The organism is Pseudonocardia sp., assembly GCF_050246655.1.
GTDB lineage: Bacteria > Actinomycetota > Actinomycetes > Mycobacteriales > Pseudonocardiaceae > Pseudonocardia.
This window is the reverse complement of sequence record NZ_JBFWVQ010000072.1, coordinates 17,116-30,365: the sequence shown is the minus strand read 5'-3', so window position 1 is coordinate 30,365 and position 13,250 is coordinate 17,116. Positions and strand designations below refer to the sequence as shown.

13 protein-coding genes and 1 pseudogene are annotated in these 13,250 nt (G+C 73.2%); 13 read left to right on the top strand and 1 reads right to left on the bottom strand.

All coding sequences use genetic code 11. The features are described 5' to 3' along the window. From AB7J25_RS20750 to rplL, 13 genes and pseudogenes are all read left to right on the top strand, one after another. Positions 1–450: pseudogene (locus tag AB7J25_RS20750) on the top strand (ABC transporter ATP-binding protein); the annotation flags it as partial. Then, positions 450–1,232, top strand: a complete 783-nt coding sequence (locus AB7J25_RS20745; RefSeq protein WP_428511252.1) for an MlaE family ABC transporter permease — start codon at positions 450–452, stop codon at positions 1,230–1,232. The pseudogene AB7J25_RS20750 and the gene AB7J25_RS20745, both read left to right, overlap by 1 nt. Positions 1,233–1,234: 2 nt before the next feature. Beyond that, positions 1,235–2,068 carry an MlaE family ABC transporter permease gene (locus tag AB7J25_RS20740; RefSeq protein WP_428511251.1) on the top strand — a complete coding sequence of 278 codons (834 nt, stop codon included), beginning with the start codon at positions 1,235–1,237 and terminating at the stop codon, positions 2,066–2,068. Next, entirely contained in the window at positions 2,068–3,483 is a 1,416-nt protein-coding gene (locus AB7J25_RS20735; protein WP_428511250.1) for an MCE family protein, read from the top strand. Before AB7J25_RS20740 ends, AB7J25_RS20735 begins: the two co-directional genes overlap by 1 nt. Then, positions 3,480–4,694 carry an MCE family protein gene (locus tag AB7J25_RS20730; protein WP_428511249.1) on the top strand — a complete coding sequence of 405 codons (1,215 nt, stop codon included), beginning with the start codon at positions 3,480–3,482 and terminating at the stop codon, positions 4,692–4,694. The genes AB7J25_RS20735 and AB7J25_RS20730 overlap by 4 nt, the downstream gene beginning before the upstream one ends. Beyond that, the gene (locus AB7J25_RS20725; protein WP_428511248.1) at positions 4,694–5,656 is read left to right on the top strand and encodes an MCE family protein; all 963 of its coding nucleotides are present in this window, start codon (positions 4,694–4,696) and stop codon (positions 5,654–5,656) included. Before AB7J25_RS20730 ends, AB7J25_RS20725 begins: the two co-directional genes overlap by 1 nt. Positions 5,657–5,658: 2 nt before the next feature. After that, on the top strand, positions 5,659–7,008 hold the full coding sequence (locus AB7J25_RS20720; RefSeq protein ID WP_428511247.1) for an MCE family protein: 1,350 nt from the start codon (positions 5,659–5,661) through the stop codon (positions 7,006–7,008). After that, on the top strand, positions 7,008–8,210 hold the full coding sequence (locus tag AB7J25_RS20715) for an MCE family protein (protein ID WP_428511246.1): 1,203 nt from the start codon (positions 7,008–7,010) through the stop codon (positions 8,208–8,210). Before AB7J25_RS20720 ends, AB7J25_RS20715 begins: the two co-directional genes overlap by 1 nt. Next, complete coding sequence (locus AB7J25_RS20710; protein ID WP_428511245.1) at positions 8,207–9,454, top strand: MlaD family protein; 1,248 nt, start codon at positions 8,207–8,209, stop codon at positions 9,452–9,454. Before AB7J25_RS20715 ends, AB7J25_RS20710 begins: the two co-directional genes overlap by 4 nt. A 40-nt stretch (positions 9,455–9,494) precedes the next feature. Continuing rightward, entirely contained in the window at positions 9,495–10,052 is a 558-nt protein-coding gene (locus AB7J25_RS20705; protein ID WP_428511244.1) for a hypothetical protein, read from the top strand. Positions 10,053–10,175: 123 nt separating this feature from the next. Beyond that, the gene (locus AB7J25_RS20700; RefSeq protein ID WP_428511243.1) at positions 10,176–10,904 is read left to right on the top strand and encodes a hypothetical protein; all 729 of its coding nucleotides are present in this window, start codon (positions 10,176–10,178) and stop codon (positions 10,902–10,904) included. Between the two features lie 283 nt (positions 10,905–11,187). After that, entirely contained in the window at positions 11,188–11,748 is a 561-nt protein-coding gene (gene rplJ, locus AB7J25_RS20695; protein WP_428511242.1) for a 50S ribosomal protein L10, read from the top strand. 38 nt (positions 11,749–11,786) lie between these two features. Then, on the top strand, positions 11,787–12,179 hold the full coding sequence (rplL, locus tag AB7J25_RS20690; protein ID WP_428511241.1) for a 50S ribosomal protein L7/L12: 393 nt from the start codon (positions 11,787–11,789) through the stop codon (positions 12,177–12,179). A gap of 79 nt (positions 12,180–12,258) precedes the next feature. Here the strand turns inward: rplL and AB7J25_RS20685 are convergent, their stop codons facing one another. Continuing rightward, a complete protein-coding gene (locus tag AB7J25_RS20685) occupies positions 12,259–13,221 on the bottom strand; it encodes a hypothetical protein (RefSeq protein ID WP_428511240.1) in 963 nt (320 codons plus the stop codon). Positions 13,222–13,250 lie beyond the last annotated feature (29 nt).

Here is a 13,250-nt window from a genome sequence, read left to right as displayed (position 1 = left end):
CAGACGGACGCGACGTTCCTCATCGTCACCCACGACATCAACTCGGCGCAGACGGTGCCGGACAACATCGGCCTGCTCTACCGCAAGCACCTGGCGATGTTCGGCCCGCGCGAGGTGCTGCTGACCAGCGACGAACCGGTGGTGGCGCAGTTCCTCAACGGCCGCCGCCAGGGCCCGATCGGCATGTCGGAGGAGAAGGACGCCGCGCAGGCGGCCCGGGAGATGGCCGAGGCCGACGGGGAGCTGGAGGGCCTGCCCCCGATGAAACCGCAGCTCGTGGCGTCACCGGGGCTGCCGGTGCGCCAGGCCGTGGCGCGCCGCGAGGCGCGGGTGCGGGCGATGATGCGCACCTTGCCGCCCGCGGCGCAGCGCGCGATCCGCGAGTCGCCGGGCGGACTGCACGACCGTGACGACGAGACCCGGCGCTTCCCCGTGGTGCGGCCCGACTGATGGCGGGCGCACCCGATCTCCTAACCCGGGCGCTCTCGCCCGTCGGACGGCTGTTCGCGCTCGGGCTCGACGTCCTGCGGCTCACCGTCAAGCCCCCGCTCCAGGTGCGCGAGTACATCGAGCAGACCTGGTTCGTCACCAAGGTCTCCGCGCTGCCGACGGCGCTGTTCACGATCCCGTTCGGCGCGACGATCGCGCTGCTGCTCGCCGAGCTCACCCGCCAGTTCGGCGCGCAGAGCCAGACCGGTGCGGGCTCGGTGCTCGCGATCGTCCAGCAGGCCGCGCCGATCGTCACCGCGCTGCTGATCTCCGGTGCCGGCGGCTCCGCCGTCTGCGCCGACCTCGGCGCGCGGACGATCCGCGAGGAGATCGCGGCGATGGAGGTCCTCGGCATCTCGCCGGTGCAGCGCCTCGTCGTCCCCCGGGTCTGGGCGATGGCCACCACCGCGCTCGTGCTCAACGGCCTGGCGACGGTCGTCGGCGTCGGCGGCGGCTACTTCTTCAACGTCATCGTCCAGGGCGGGACGCCGGGGGCCTACATCGCGGCGTTCAGCTCGATCGCGCAGGTCTCCGACATCGTCGTGAGCGAGGTCAAGGCGTTCCTGTTCGGCTTCACCGCCGGCGTGGTGGCCGCCTACCGGGGGCTCAACCCGCCGCCCGGGCCGAAGGGCGTCGGCGACGCGGTGAACCAGGCCGTCGTCATCTCGTTCGTGCTGGTCTTCCTGATCAACCTGGTGCTCACCGCCCTCTACCTCGAGCTCGTCCCGCCGAAGGGATCGTGAGCATGGCCCTCACCGGACCATTGCGCCGGGCAGCAGACCGCCCCGCCGAGATCCTCGCCGAGCTGGGCGACCAGCTCTCGCTCTACGCGCGGGCGGTCGCGTGGATCCCGCGCACCCTCGCCCGCTACAAGAAGGAGGTCGCGCGCCTGCTCGCCGAGGTCAGCTTCGGCACCGGCGCGCTGATCGTCATCCTCGGCACGGCAGGGGTCATGGCGTCGCTGTCGCTGTTCGTCGGCAGCCTCGTCGGGCTGCAGGGCTTCCGGGCGCTGGACTCGCTGGGCGTCGAGGCGCTCACCGGCTTCATCACCGCCTACTTCAACACCCGCGACATCGCCCCGCTCGTGGCCGCCGCAGCCCTGACGGCGACGCTCGGCGCGGGCTTCACCGCCCAGCTCGGCGCGATGCGCATCTCCGAGGAGATCGATGCGCTGGAGGTGATGGCGGTGCCGAGCGTGCCGTACCTCATCACCACCCGCGTGATCGCAGGCGTCATCGCGATCATCCCGATGTACACGATCGGGCTGCTGATGAGCTTCGTCGCGTCGCGGCTCAACGTCACCCTGATCAACGGCCTGCCCGGCGGCACGTACGACCACTACTTCGACCTGTTCCTGCCGGTCAGCGACGTTCTGTACAGCTTCCTCAAGGTCATCGTCTTCGCGTTCGTGATCATTCTGATCCACTGCCACTACGGCTACCGGGCCCGCGGCGGGCCCGCCGGCGTCGGCGTCGCCGTCGGCCGGTCCGTGCGGCTGTCGATCGTGGCGACGGCGATCCTGGACTTCTTCCTCACCTTGCTGATCTTCGGGACGTCGACGTCGGTGCGGGTGGCCTGATGGGTGCGGGGACGAAGCGGACCCTGCAGGGCGCGGCGCTCGTCGCGGTGATCGTGGCGCTCGTCGCCGCCACGATCGCGAGCTACCGGGGGGCGTTCGACGACTCCGTGCCGGTGACGCTCGCGGCGGACCGCGCGGGCAGCCAGCTCAACCCCCGATCGGACGTGACCGTGCGCGGCCTGATCGTCGGGCGCGTCGACACGATCACCACGACCGGTGCCGAGGACGGCGCGCGGATCCGGCTGCTCCTGGAGCCCCGCTACGTCGACCAGATCCCCGCGGACGTCTCGGCGCGGATCCTGCCCAAGACGCTCTTCGGCGAGAAGTTCGTCGAGCTCGTCTTCCCACCGGGCACCACGCCCGAGACGGTCACGCGGCCGATCGCCGCGGGCGACGTCATCCGCACCGACACCAGCCCGGAGGCGGTCGAGCTGCAGACCGCCCTGGACAGCCTGCTGCCGCTGCTGCAGACCGTCGAGCCGCAGAAGCTCGCGACGACGCTCAGCTCTGTGTCGATGGCGCTGGAGGGCCGCGGGACGCAGGTCGGCGAGACGATCGTGAACCTGCAGGGGCTCGTCCACGAGTTCAACGACGCGGGGCTCGCGAACCTGCAGGCCGACATCTCCGAGCTGGCCGACCTCTCCGGGAACCTCGCCGACGCCGCCCCGGACCTGCTCGACGCCGCGGACGCCTTCGCCACGACCGGCCGCACCGTCGTCGAGAAGCGCGACGACCTGCACGACTTCACCGCGGGCCTCACCGGCGGTGCGGACGACCTGCGCGAGTTCCTCGACGACAACGGCGAGAACATCATCAGCCTCGCCGACTCGGCCGAGCCGACACTCGCGAGCCTCGCCCGGTACTCACCGGAGTTCCCGTGCCTGTTCGCCTACCTCGCCCGCGGCGTCGACCAGATCAACAACGCGATGCGACCCGGCTCGGACCACCCCGGCGTCCACATCACGGCCGAGCTGGTCGTGAACCGCGGCAGCTACGTGCCCGACCGGGACGAGCCCCGCTACGCCGACGACCGGGGGCCGCGCTGCTACCCGCAGGTGGTCGACCAGTTCCAGTACCCGCCGGACGGCCCGATGCGCGACGGCTCGCTGCACCCGAAGGCGCTGCCGGACCAGCCGATGGGTGACCCCGCCGACTACGGCGTCGAGACCTACGGCACCTGGGACGGCACCAACTCGTTCTGCGACCCGGACGTCTACGCCGATGCGGCCGCCGTGCCGCCCGCGATCTGCGCCGGGTCCAGCGGCGCGATGGGGATCGTCAACTCCGCGAGCGAGCAGCAGATGGTCGCCGAGCTGCTCGGGCTGGCCACGGCGAGCTCGCCTGCCGAGGTCCCCGGCTGGAGCACGGTGCTCGTCGGGCCGCTCCTGCGGGGCAGCGAGGTGAGCTTCACGTGAGCCGGATCCCGCTCGTCCCGCTCGCGAAATTCCTGGCCCTCGCGCTGGTCGTCGCGGTGGGCACCACCGCGCTGGGGCTGACGATCGCGAACTCCCAGGGCGGGCGGACGCAGGAGTACCGGGCGCGCTTCACCGACGCCGGCGGCCTGCTGCGCGGCGACGACGTCCGTATCGCCGGGGTCATCGTCGGCCGCGTGACGGACGTCGCGATCGTCGAGCGCAACCAGGCCGAGGTGACGTTCACGGTCGGCGACGGCACGCCGGTCCCCGCCTCGGCGGAGGCGGCGATCTACTACCGCAACCTCATCGGGCAGCGCTACCTGCAGCTCGAGACCGGAGCCGGCTCGCTGGGGGAGCACCTGGCGCCCGGCGCGACCATCCCCGTCGAGCGCACGCGGGGCCCGCTCAACCTCACGGTACTGTTCAACGGCTTCAAGCCGCTGTTCACCGCGCTGGACCCCGAGCAGGTCAACCAGCTCTCCTTCGAGATCGTCCAGACGCTGCAGGGGCAGGGCGGCACCGTCCGCAGCCTGCTCGCCAGCACGTCGTCGCTCACGAACACGGTGGCCGAGCGCGACGAGGTGGTCGGCCAGGTCGTCGACGACCTCGACGTCGTCCTGCGGACGCTCAACGCGGGAGACGAGCGCGTCGGGGAGCTGGTGGCGTCGATGCAGGCGCTGGTGTCCGGACTGAACGCCGACCGCGAGCCGATCGGGGACGCGATCGTCTCGGTGGACCGGCTCGCGCGCACCACCGCGGGCTTCCTCGACGAGGCCCGGCCCCCGCTGAAGGACGACATCGCCGCGCTGGGCAGGCTCTCGGACAACCTCGAGCGCAACGACGAGGTGCTCGACGAGTTCCTGCGGATCCTGCCGCAGAAGCTGAACACGATGTCGCGGGCGGGCAGCTACGCGAGCTGGTTCAACTTCTACCTCTGCGGTCTGGAGGGGCTGAACCTGCGCTACACGCCTCCCGTTCCCGGCCTGCCGCCGCCCCTGGACCAGTCGCAGACGATCTCCGGACTGGAGACCCTGACCGTGCCCGTCGGCGACCCCAACCGCTGCGGCCCCGACCCCGACCAGGACGGCATCACCGACGTCGAGGACCTCCCGCGCTGGGGATCGACCTCCACCGCCCCGCTGGACCCGTTCGCCGGCCTGGCCGCACGCGACACCGCGGATCTCGACCTCCCCCTGGTGGTGGGTGGCTGATGCGGTCCTTCTCCAGCCGCAACCCCGTCCCGATCGCGGTGATCGGCATCCTCGCGATCCTCGCGGTCACCGTCGGCGCGTTCAGCTACGACCGCGTGTTCGGGCGCGGCACCGGCTACCAGGCGGAGTTCCGGGAGGCCGCGGGGCTCGCCGCGGACGACATCGTGACGATCGCGGGCGTCGAGGCGGGCCGGGTGCGGTCGGTGGAGCTCGCGGGCGACCGGGTGCTGGTCTCGTTCGACGTGCAGGACGCCTACGTCGGCGATCTCACCAGCGCGTCGATCGAGGTGCGCACGATCCTCGGCGCGAAGAACCTCGCGCTCGATCCCCGTGGCGACACGCCGCTGGAGCCGGGCGCCACCATCCCGCTGGACCGCACGTTCGCCCCCTTCGACGTCCTGGACGCGTTCAACGGCCTGTCCGCGACGATCGACCAGATCGACACCGAGCAGGTCGCGGCGGGCCTCACGACGCTGGCCGACACGTTCCGCGACACCTCGCCCGAGGTCCGCGGCGCGCTGGACGGGCTCTCCCGACTGTCGCGGACGGTCGCGAGCCGCGACGACGAGATCCGCAGCCTGCTCGCCGGGACCCGGGAGCTCGCGTCGCAGCTGAACGGCCGCAACGACGAGATCGTCACGCTGCTGCGCGACGGCAACTCGCTGCTCGCCGAGCTGCAGCGGCGCCGCGACGCCATCGAGGACCTGCTCGAGAGCACGATCGCGGTCTCGCAGCAGCTCCGCGGCCTCGTCGACGACAACTCCGCGCAGCTGACCCCGACCCTGGAGTCGCTGGACCACGTGACCCAGGTACTCGAACGCAACCGCCGCGAGCTGGAGGAGGGCCTGAAGTTGCAGGCCGTGTTCATCCGCCTGTTCACGAACGCCACCGGCAACGGGCGCTGGTTCGACAACTGCACGTCGATCCAGCTCGGCGCCGGGCCCGTGCTGGTCGGGTGCTGACGATGGGCCATCCCGCGAGCTCCCCCCGGTGGTTCCGGATCGCGGCGGTCGTCGCGGTCGTGGCGGTGCTCGCCTCCCTCGCCGCCGCCTACACGCTGAGCCGCACGAGCCGCACCGTCACGGCCTACTTCACCTCCGCCGAGGGCGTGTTCCCCGACAACTCGGTGCGCGTGCTCGGCGTCGAAGTCGGCACGATCACCTCGGTCGAACCGGCGGGCACCCGGGTCAGGGTCGAGATGGAGATCACCGACGACGACCTGGTGCTCCCCGCGGACGTCTCGGCCGTCGTCATCTCCCCGAGCGTCGTCACCGGCCGCTACATCCAGTTCACGCCCACCTACTCCGGTGGGCCCGTGCTGCCCGACGGCGCCGTCATCCCCGTCGAGCGCACCGCGGTGCCGCTGGGCGTCGACGACCTGGCCCGCACGGCGACCGCACTCGCCACGGCGCTCGGCCCCGAGGGGGCCAACCGGAACGGGGCGCTCGCCGACCTCGTCGACGTCGGCGCGCGCAACCTCGACGGCAACGGCGAGGCGTTCAACTCGGCCGTCCGTGACCTGGGCGAGCTCTCCGGGACCCTCGCCGACTCCCGCGAGGAGCTCTTCGGCACCGTCACCGAGCTGCAGTTGTTCGTCTCCACGGTCGCCGCGCACGACGACGAGGTGCGCGAGCTGAACGGCCGCCTCCGGGACGTGGCGGGCTTCCTCGCCGACGACCGCGAGGAGCTCGGAGATGCCATCCGCGAGCTGTCGATCGCCCTGGGCGAGGTGGCCGAGTTCGTCCGGGACAACCGCGAGGTCCTCGACACCGACGTCGAGCAGCTCGCCACCGTCACCGACGCCGTGGTGCGCCAGCGCAAGGCGCTGGCGGAGATCCTCGACGTCGCACCGGCCGGCCTCAACAACCTGTTCAACGCCTACAACGCGAGCGCGGGCACCCTCGACACGCGGGTCAACCTCGCGCTGCCCGACCTGCTGGGGCTCGTCTGCCGGGCGGCGGCGCAGCCGGGCGACACCCCGATCGGCGCGATCTGCGGGCTCGTGGGCCAGGCCGCCGCCGCGTCCGGCGACGACGCGCAGTTCATCACCGCACTGCGCGCGCAGCTGCCCGCCGAGTCTGCCGATCCCGCCGCCGCTCCGGTCCCCGGCCTCGCGGTGCCGACCGACCAGCCGGGCGCGCCAGCGGACGTCACGACCGTGCCGGATCCCGGCCCGATCCCGGGCACCGCCACCGCGCCGGAGTCGACGCGGACCCCCGCGCCCGAGACCGTCCCGGACGGGCCCGCCGGACCCGCCGAGCAGCCGACCCCGGGGCTCCTCGATCCGCTCCTGCGGCCCGGGGGAGGCCGTTGATGCGCGCGATCCGTGCCACCGCGCTCGCGGGCGTGCTTGCGCTCACGGCCGCCACGACCGCGGGCTGCGCCACCGGCGGCCTGCAGGGGGTGAGCCTGCCCGGCGGCGCCGACCTCGGCGACGACCCCTACCCGCTCACGATCGAGTTCGCCGACGTCCTGGAGCTCGTGCCGCAGTCACTGGTGAAGGTCAACGACGTCACGGTCGGCACCGTCACCGGCATCCGGGTCTCGCCCGAGTACACCGCACTGGTGGACGTCGCGATCAACGGCGACGTCGCGATCCCCGCCGACGCCGTCGCGCGCGTGGCGCAGACGAGCCTGCTCGGCGAGAAGTACGTCGCGATCGAGCCGAACCGCGGTGCCCCAGCCGGGACGGCCCGCATCCCGGACGGCGCGACGATCCCGCTGGCCCGCACGAACACGGCCGCGGAGGTCGAGCAGGTCCTCGGGGCGCTCTCGATGCTGCTCAACGGCGGTGGCGTCGCGCAGATCCGCACCATCGCCGTGGAGCTCAACGCCGCCCTCGACGGCAACGAGGACGAGGTGCGGGCCCTGCTGCGCGACCTCGACGTGCTCGTCGGGGGCCTCGACGAGCACCGCTCCGAGATCACCAGAGCGCTCGACGAGCTCAACCGCCTCTCCAGCGTCCTACGCGAGCGCCGCGGCCAGATCGACACCGCCCTGGACGACATCGCGCCGGGTCTGCGGGAGCTGGAGCGCCAGCGCGAGGACCTCGTCGACCTGCTGCGCGCGCTCGACCGGCTCTCCGATGTCGCCGTCGACGTGATCGACCGCAGCCAGGACGACGTCGTCGACGACCTGGAGCTCCTGCGGCCGGTGCTGCGCAAGCTCGCCGACTCCGGCGACGACCTGCCGAAGTCGCTGGAGCTGATCGGCACGATCCCGTTCACGAACGACGCGCTCGAGGCGTTCGCGGGCGACTACGCCAACCTCTACGTGACGGTCGACGCCGACCTGGGCCCGCTGCTCGCCACCCTGCTCTCCTCCGCCCCGCCCGCAGGCGTCCCGCTCGCCCCGGCCGGGCCGCCGGGCGCCGCGGGGGCGGCGTCGGAGCTGCTCGCGCCGCTGCAGGGCGCTCCGCTGCCGTCCGGGGCCGAACTGCCGATGGTCGGTACCCCGATCCCGTCCGTGCCGCAGGACCCGGCCGGCGCGCTCGACCAGCTCGGAGACGACTCGTGATCACCCGCACGATGTGGCTGCAGCTCCTCGGCTTCGCGCTGGTCGCGCTGATCGGCGTCGGCTACGTCGGCTTCCGGTACGCCGGGTTCGAGAACCTGCTCGGCTCCGCCACCTACCCGGTGACGGTCCGGATGACCGATCCGGGCGGCATCTTCACCGGCGCCGACGTCACCTACCGGGGCGTCAGCGTCGGCAGGGTCGGACCGCTGCGACTCACCGCGGACGGCCTGGAGATGACCCTCGACATCGACGACGATGCCCCGCCGATCCCCGCCGACACCGACATCGTCGTGCGCCACCTCTCCGCGATCGGCGAGCAGTTCGTCGACGTCGTCCCCCGCAGCGACGCGGCGCCGTACCTGGAGGGCGGCTCCGTCGTGCCCGCGGACCGCGTGCGGGTCCCCGTGCCGATCCCGCAGCTCATCGGCAGCGTCGACGCGCTCGCCGCCTCCGTGCCCCGGGAGTCGCTGCGCACCGTCGTCGACGAGCTCGGCACCGCGTTCGACGGCACGGCGCAGCCGCTGCAGCAGATCCTCGACACCACCGGGGCGTTCACCGACGCCGCCCGCGACGCGCTGCCGCAGACCCTCGCGCTGCTCGACGACGGGCGCACGGTGCTCGCCACCCAGAACGACCTCGCACCGGGGTTTCGCGACATCTCGCGCGACCTCAAGCTCCTCGCCGAGCAGCTGGAACGCTCCGACCCGGACATCCGCAGGCTGCTCGAGACCGGCCCCGCCGCGGGATACGAGGTCAGCAAGCTGCTGCGCGCGAGCGGCGGCGACCTCGGCGACCTCCTCGCGAACCTGCTGACGATCTCGCGGGTCGCCGAGCCCCGCCAGGCCAACCTGCGCCAGGTGCTCGCCACCTACCCCGGGGTCGCCTCCGGCATCCCGACCCTCACCCCCGGCGACGGCACCGCCCATCTCGGCATCGTGCTGGAGCCGGACCCGCCCGCGTGCACGGCGGGCTACGAGGGCACCGTCCACCGACCCGGTTCGGACGTCACCGACGTCCCCGTCAACAGGAAGGCCTACTGTGCCGAACCCCCCGGCAGCCCGATCACGGTGCGGGGGGCGCAGAATGTTCCGGGAGCGGCCACCCCGATGGCCGCGGGCTCCCCGGGCCAGGGTGCGACGTCCCAGCTCGCCGTGCGCGGCCAGGCCGCGGCGGAGCAGCTCGGCGCACCCCTGGGCTCGGCGCCCCCGATGGGTTCTCCGGCGGAGATCCTCGCCGCCGGCTGACCCGGACAGCCGTCCGCCTCGAAGGACGGCCGGGAGAGTCATGACCGCTGTGCAGAACGACCGTCCGGCCCCTGCGCCCGACACCCGCGCGGGATCCGCGGGACGCGGGCGGGTGGTGCTCGTCCTCGCCGTGCTCACCATGCTGGCCGCGCTCACCGCGCTGTTCTTCGGCGCCCGGCTCGTGCTGGCCCTCACCGACGACGGGCTCGAGCTCGCCGCCGCGCGCGACGCCGTGCTGGTCGACGCCCGCCAGGCCGCCGTCAACCTCAACACCCTCGATCCGGCGGACGTCGACGGCGGGCTCGACCTGTGGGAGCAGAGCGCCACCGGGCCGCTGCTGGAGGAGTACCGGCGCAACCGCGACTCCTATGCGACGTTCGTCCGGGAGGCCAGGCGCAGCACCGAGGCCAGCGTCGTGGACGCGGCGGTGTCCGAGATCGACGTGCGCACGGGCAAGGCCCGGATCCTCGTGGGCGTGGACGTCGTGCTGCGTCCCGAGGGCCAGGAGCCGCTGCTCAGCCGCCAGCGCCTGCAGATGGAGATGACCCGCACGCCCGAGGGGGTGTGGAAGGCCAGCCGCATCGTCCCCGTGCGCTGACCCTGTCCCTATCTGTCCCTATCTGTCCCTATCTGTCCCTATCTGTCCCGATCCTGCTACCGATCCGACGCCGACCACGCGCGACCAGGCCCCGACCGGGGCCGACGAAGGAGGTGACCGGGGATGCCCCCGCGCCGCCGCACGACGATCACACCTGCGGGATCCCGCCGGCCCCGGGTGGCGGGGCTCGCACCGGGCGGTGCCCGTCCCGACCCCGGGCCGGGTTCCGGTGCCCCGGAGGGCGCGCAGCCGGAGGACGCGAGTGCGGTGGGCGCCGCGCCGGCCGCCGAGCCCCCGCCCGTCCGACGGGGCCTGCTGCGCGGTCTCCGGCGCAGCGGCGCACCCGCCCGTCCGGTGCGCACGCTCGCCGTCGCCCTCACGCTGTCGGCAGCGCTCGCCTGCGGTCTCGCGTTCGCGAACCACCTGGTCCGCAGCACGCCGTCCGCGTCGAACACCGCGCTGGCCGACGTCGGCGCCACCGCGGACGTCGCGACCCAGCTGGGCAGCGCGCTGGAGACCGTCTACTCCTACGACTTCACGCGCCTCGACGAGAACGAGCGCCTCGCCCGCGGCGTCATCACCCCCGCGTTCGCGGCGGAGTTCGACCAGCTGTTCGCGCAGGTCCGCCAGCTCGCGCCGCAGCAGCAGGCCGTCGTCTCCGCCACCGTGACGACGTCCGCGGTGCAGAGCATCGAGGGCGATCACGCCGTGCTCGTCGCGTTCCTCGACCAGGAGGCCACGCGGGCCAACCCGGGCTCCGAGCCGCAGCAGGTCTCCGCGGCGGGGCGCCTCACGGTCATCGGCCAGCGCGACGGCGACACGTGGAAGATCGCGGACGTCCTCAACCGCTGATCCGTCGGTCGCACGCACGCACCCGTGCGTGCGTGCAACCAACCGTCGCGTACCCTGGTACCCGGTTCCACCGAAGACCGCAGGTCTGCGCCCACGCGAGTGGGCACACGAAGGCCCCGCAGCCGCGGGCGGCCCGCGCAGGAGGACGAGGTAGCTGCCGTCGGCGCGCTCGCGCGCCCGGCCCACGCCCCGTGCGCTCCTGCGCCGGGGCGTCTCGCGTTTCCGGGGCTCGGATCTGGAGTCTGCCTGCACCAGCCCACTACCCACGAGAGGAGGCGCGAGGATGGCCCGACCCGAGAAGGTCGCGGTGGTCGAGGAGATCGCCGAGAAGTTCCGCGGTTCGTCCGCCTCGGTGGTCACCGAGTACCGCGGCCTCACCACGGCCCAGCTGACGAGGCTGCGCCGCGCGCTGGGCGAGGACGTCACGTACCGGGTCGCGAAGAACACCCTGGTCAAGCGGGCCGCCGCGGACGCGGGTGTCCAGGGGCTCGACGAGCTGCTCGTCGGCCCCACCGCGATCGCGTTCGTCACCGGCGAGCCGGTCGACGCCGCGAAGACCCTGCGCGACTTCGCCAAGGACAACAAGGCCCTGGTCATCAAGGGCGGCTTCATGGACGGTCACCCGCTGACCGTCGACGAGGTCAACCGGATCGCCGACCTGGAGTCCCGCGAGGTGCTGCTCGCGAAGCTCGCCGGCGCGATGAAGGGCAACCTCGCGAAGGCGGCAGGCCTGTTCGCCGCGCCCGCGTCGCAGGTCGCCCGCCTGGCCCAGGCACTGGCCGACAAGCGCAGCGCCGAGGACGGCGAGGCCGCCCCGGCCGCGTCCGACCAGAACGCCGACTGACACCCCACCACCCGTAACACCCAGGAAGGACGCCGATCATGGCGAAGCTGTCGACGGACGAGCTGCTCGACGCGTTCAAGGACATGACGCTGCTCGAGCTCTCGGAGTTCGTGAAGAAGTTCGAGGAGACCTTCGAGGTCACCGCCGCCGCTCCGGTGGCCGTCGCCGCCGCGGGTGCGCCCGCCGCCGGTGCCGCCGCCCCGGTCGAGGAGGAGAAGGACGAGTTCAACGTCGTCCTCGAGGCCGCCGGTGACAAGAAGATCCAGGTCATCAAGGTCGTCCGCGAGCTGGTCTCGGGCCTCGGCCTGAAGGAGGCCAAGGACCTCGTCGAGTCGGCCCCGAAGCCGATCCTCGAGGCCATCGCCAAGGACGCCGCCGAGGCCGCGAAGGCCAAGCTGGAGGATGCCGGCGCGAAGGTCAGCCTGAGCTGATCCCGCCCGGGCTTCCGGGCCCGCTCGAACGAACGGCGCGTTCGTCCAACTCAGTTGGACGAACGCGCCGTTCGTTGCGTCAGGGCACCGCCCGGTCGGCCCGGATCGGCGGGCGAGGTCGCCGGGCGGCGGCCACGAGCCCGCGCCGCAGCTCGTCGAGGACCTCCCCGGGGCGCTCGCGCAGCGCGGACGGCAGGGTCTGCACCACGACGATCCCCGCCGTCGACATCGCCGAGCGGCGCGCGACCGTCCGCGCGTAGTCGGCCGGGCTCAGGTGGTACTCGACGGAGTCGATCTCCCAGGCCAGCGCGACGCCGTCGAACCAGCCGTCGGCGACGGCGAGGAACCGGCCGCACCCGTCGCGCAGCGCCACGTTCCACGCCGCCGGTGGCAGGCCGGCGCGGGCGAGCAGCTCCCGCGCGTCGGCCTCGGCCGCCGAGCGCACGCCGTCGGCGATCTCGGCCAGCGCCGCGCGGGCGACGTGCGCACCCCGCCCGCTGCCCGCGGCCAGCTCGGCGCACAGCCGCTCGACCGGGCAGCGCCCCCGCTGCACGACCTCCGCGATCGCGGCGCGTACCTCGGCGCGGCTCGTGCTGCGGCGGGCGAAGTCGAGCACGGCCCGCTCGACCGGTGCCAGCGGCCAGCGCCCTGCAGCGGGGAGCGGCAGCCGCTCGGTGCGCTCGACGAGGACGTGGCCGTGGCCCGAGCGCCTGCGGCCGGCGGGGACGAGGACGTGCACGGGACCCGACGGGTGCGGCATTCGCGTCATCCCGTGCAACTGCAGCGCGTCCGTCCCGGTGAGGACGGCGCCGGGCCCGGCGTGCAGCAGCGCGGCGCGGCGGCGGTCGTCGCGGTCGGGCGCCCGGGCGTGCAGCATCACCACCGCGGGCAGCAGGCGCCGCCACGGCCCGCCGGCGCGGCAGCGGTGCGCGATGGTGCTGCGCGCGAGCCCGAGCGCCTCCAGCTCGTCGACCCGCACGACGGTGCGGCCGGTGAGGGCTGCGTACTCGCCCGGAGGGGCGGTGGATGGTCTGCGACGCACCGGTCGATCATGGGATCGGCGGGACCGCC

Excerpts from the sequence above, each read along its gene's own strand:
- AB7J25_RS20745 (WP_428511252.1), top strand. The coding sequence starts at position 450 with ATGGCGGGCGCACCCGATCTCCTAACCCGGGCGCTCTCGCCCGTCGGA.
- AB7J25_RS20740 (WP_428511251.1), top strand. The coding sequence starts at position 1,235 with ATGGCCCTCACCGGACCATTGCGCCGGGCAGCAGACCGCCCCGCCGAG.
- AB7J25_RS20735 (WP_428511250.1), top strand. The coding sequence starts at position 2,068 with ATGGGTGCGGGGACGAAGCGGACCCTGCAGGGCGCGGCGCTCGTCGCG.
- AB7J25_RS20725 (WP_428511248.1), top strand. The coding sequence starts at position 4,694 with ATGCGGTCCTTCTCCAGCCGCAACCCCGTCCCGATCGCGGTGATCGGC.
- AB7J25_RS20720 (WP_428511247.1), top strand. The coding sequence starts at position 5,659 with ATGGGCCATCCCGCGAGCTCCCCCCGGTGGTTCCGGATCGCGGCGGTC.
- AB7J25_RS20715 (WP_428511246.1), top strand. The coding sequence starts at position 7,008 with ATGCGCGCGATCCGTGCCACCGCGCTCGCGGGCGTGCTTGCGCTCACG.
- AB7J25_RS20705 (WP_428511244.1), top strand. The coding sequence starts at position 9,495 with ATGACCGCTGTGCAGAACGACCGTCCGGCCCCTGCGCCCGACACCCGC.
- AB7J25_RS20700 (WP_428511243.1), top strand. The coding sequence starts at position 10,176 with ATGCCCCCGCGCCGCCGCACGACGATCACACCTGCGGGATCCCGCCGG.
- rplJ (WP_428511242.1), top strand. The coding sequence starts at position 11,188 with ATGGCCCGACCCGAGAAGGTCGCGGTGGTCGAGGAGATCGCCGAGAAG.
- rplL (WP_428511241.1), top strand. The coding sequence starts at position 11,787 with ATGGCGAAGCTGTCGACGGACGAGCTGCTCGACGCGTTCAAGGACATG.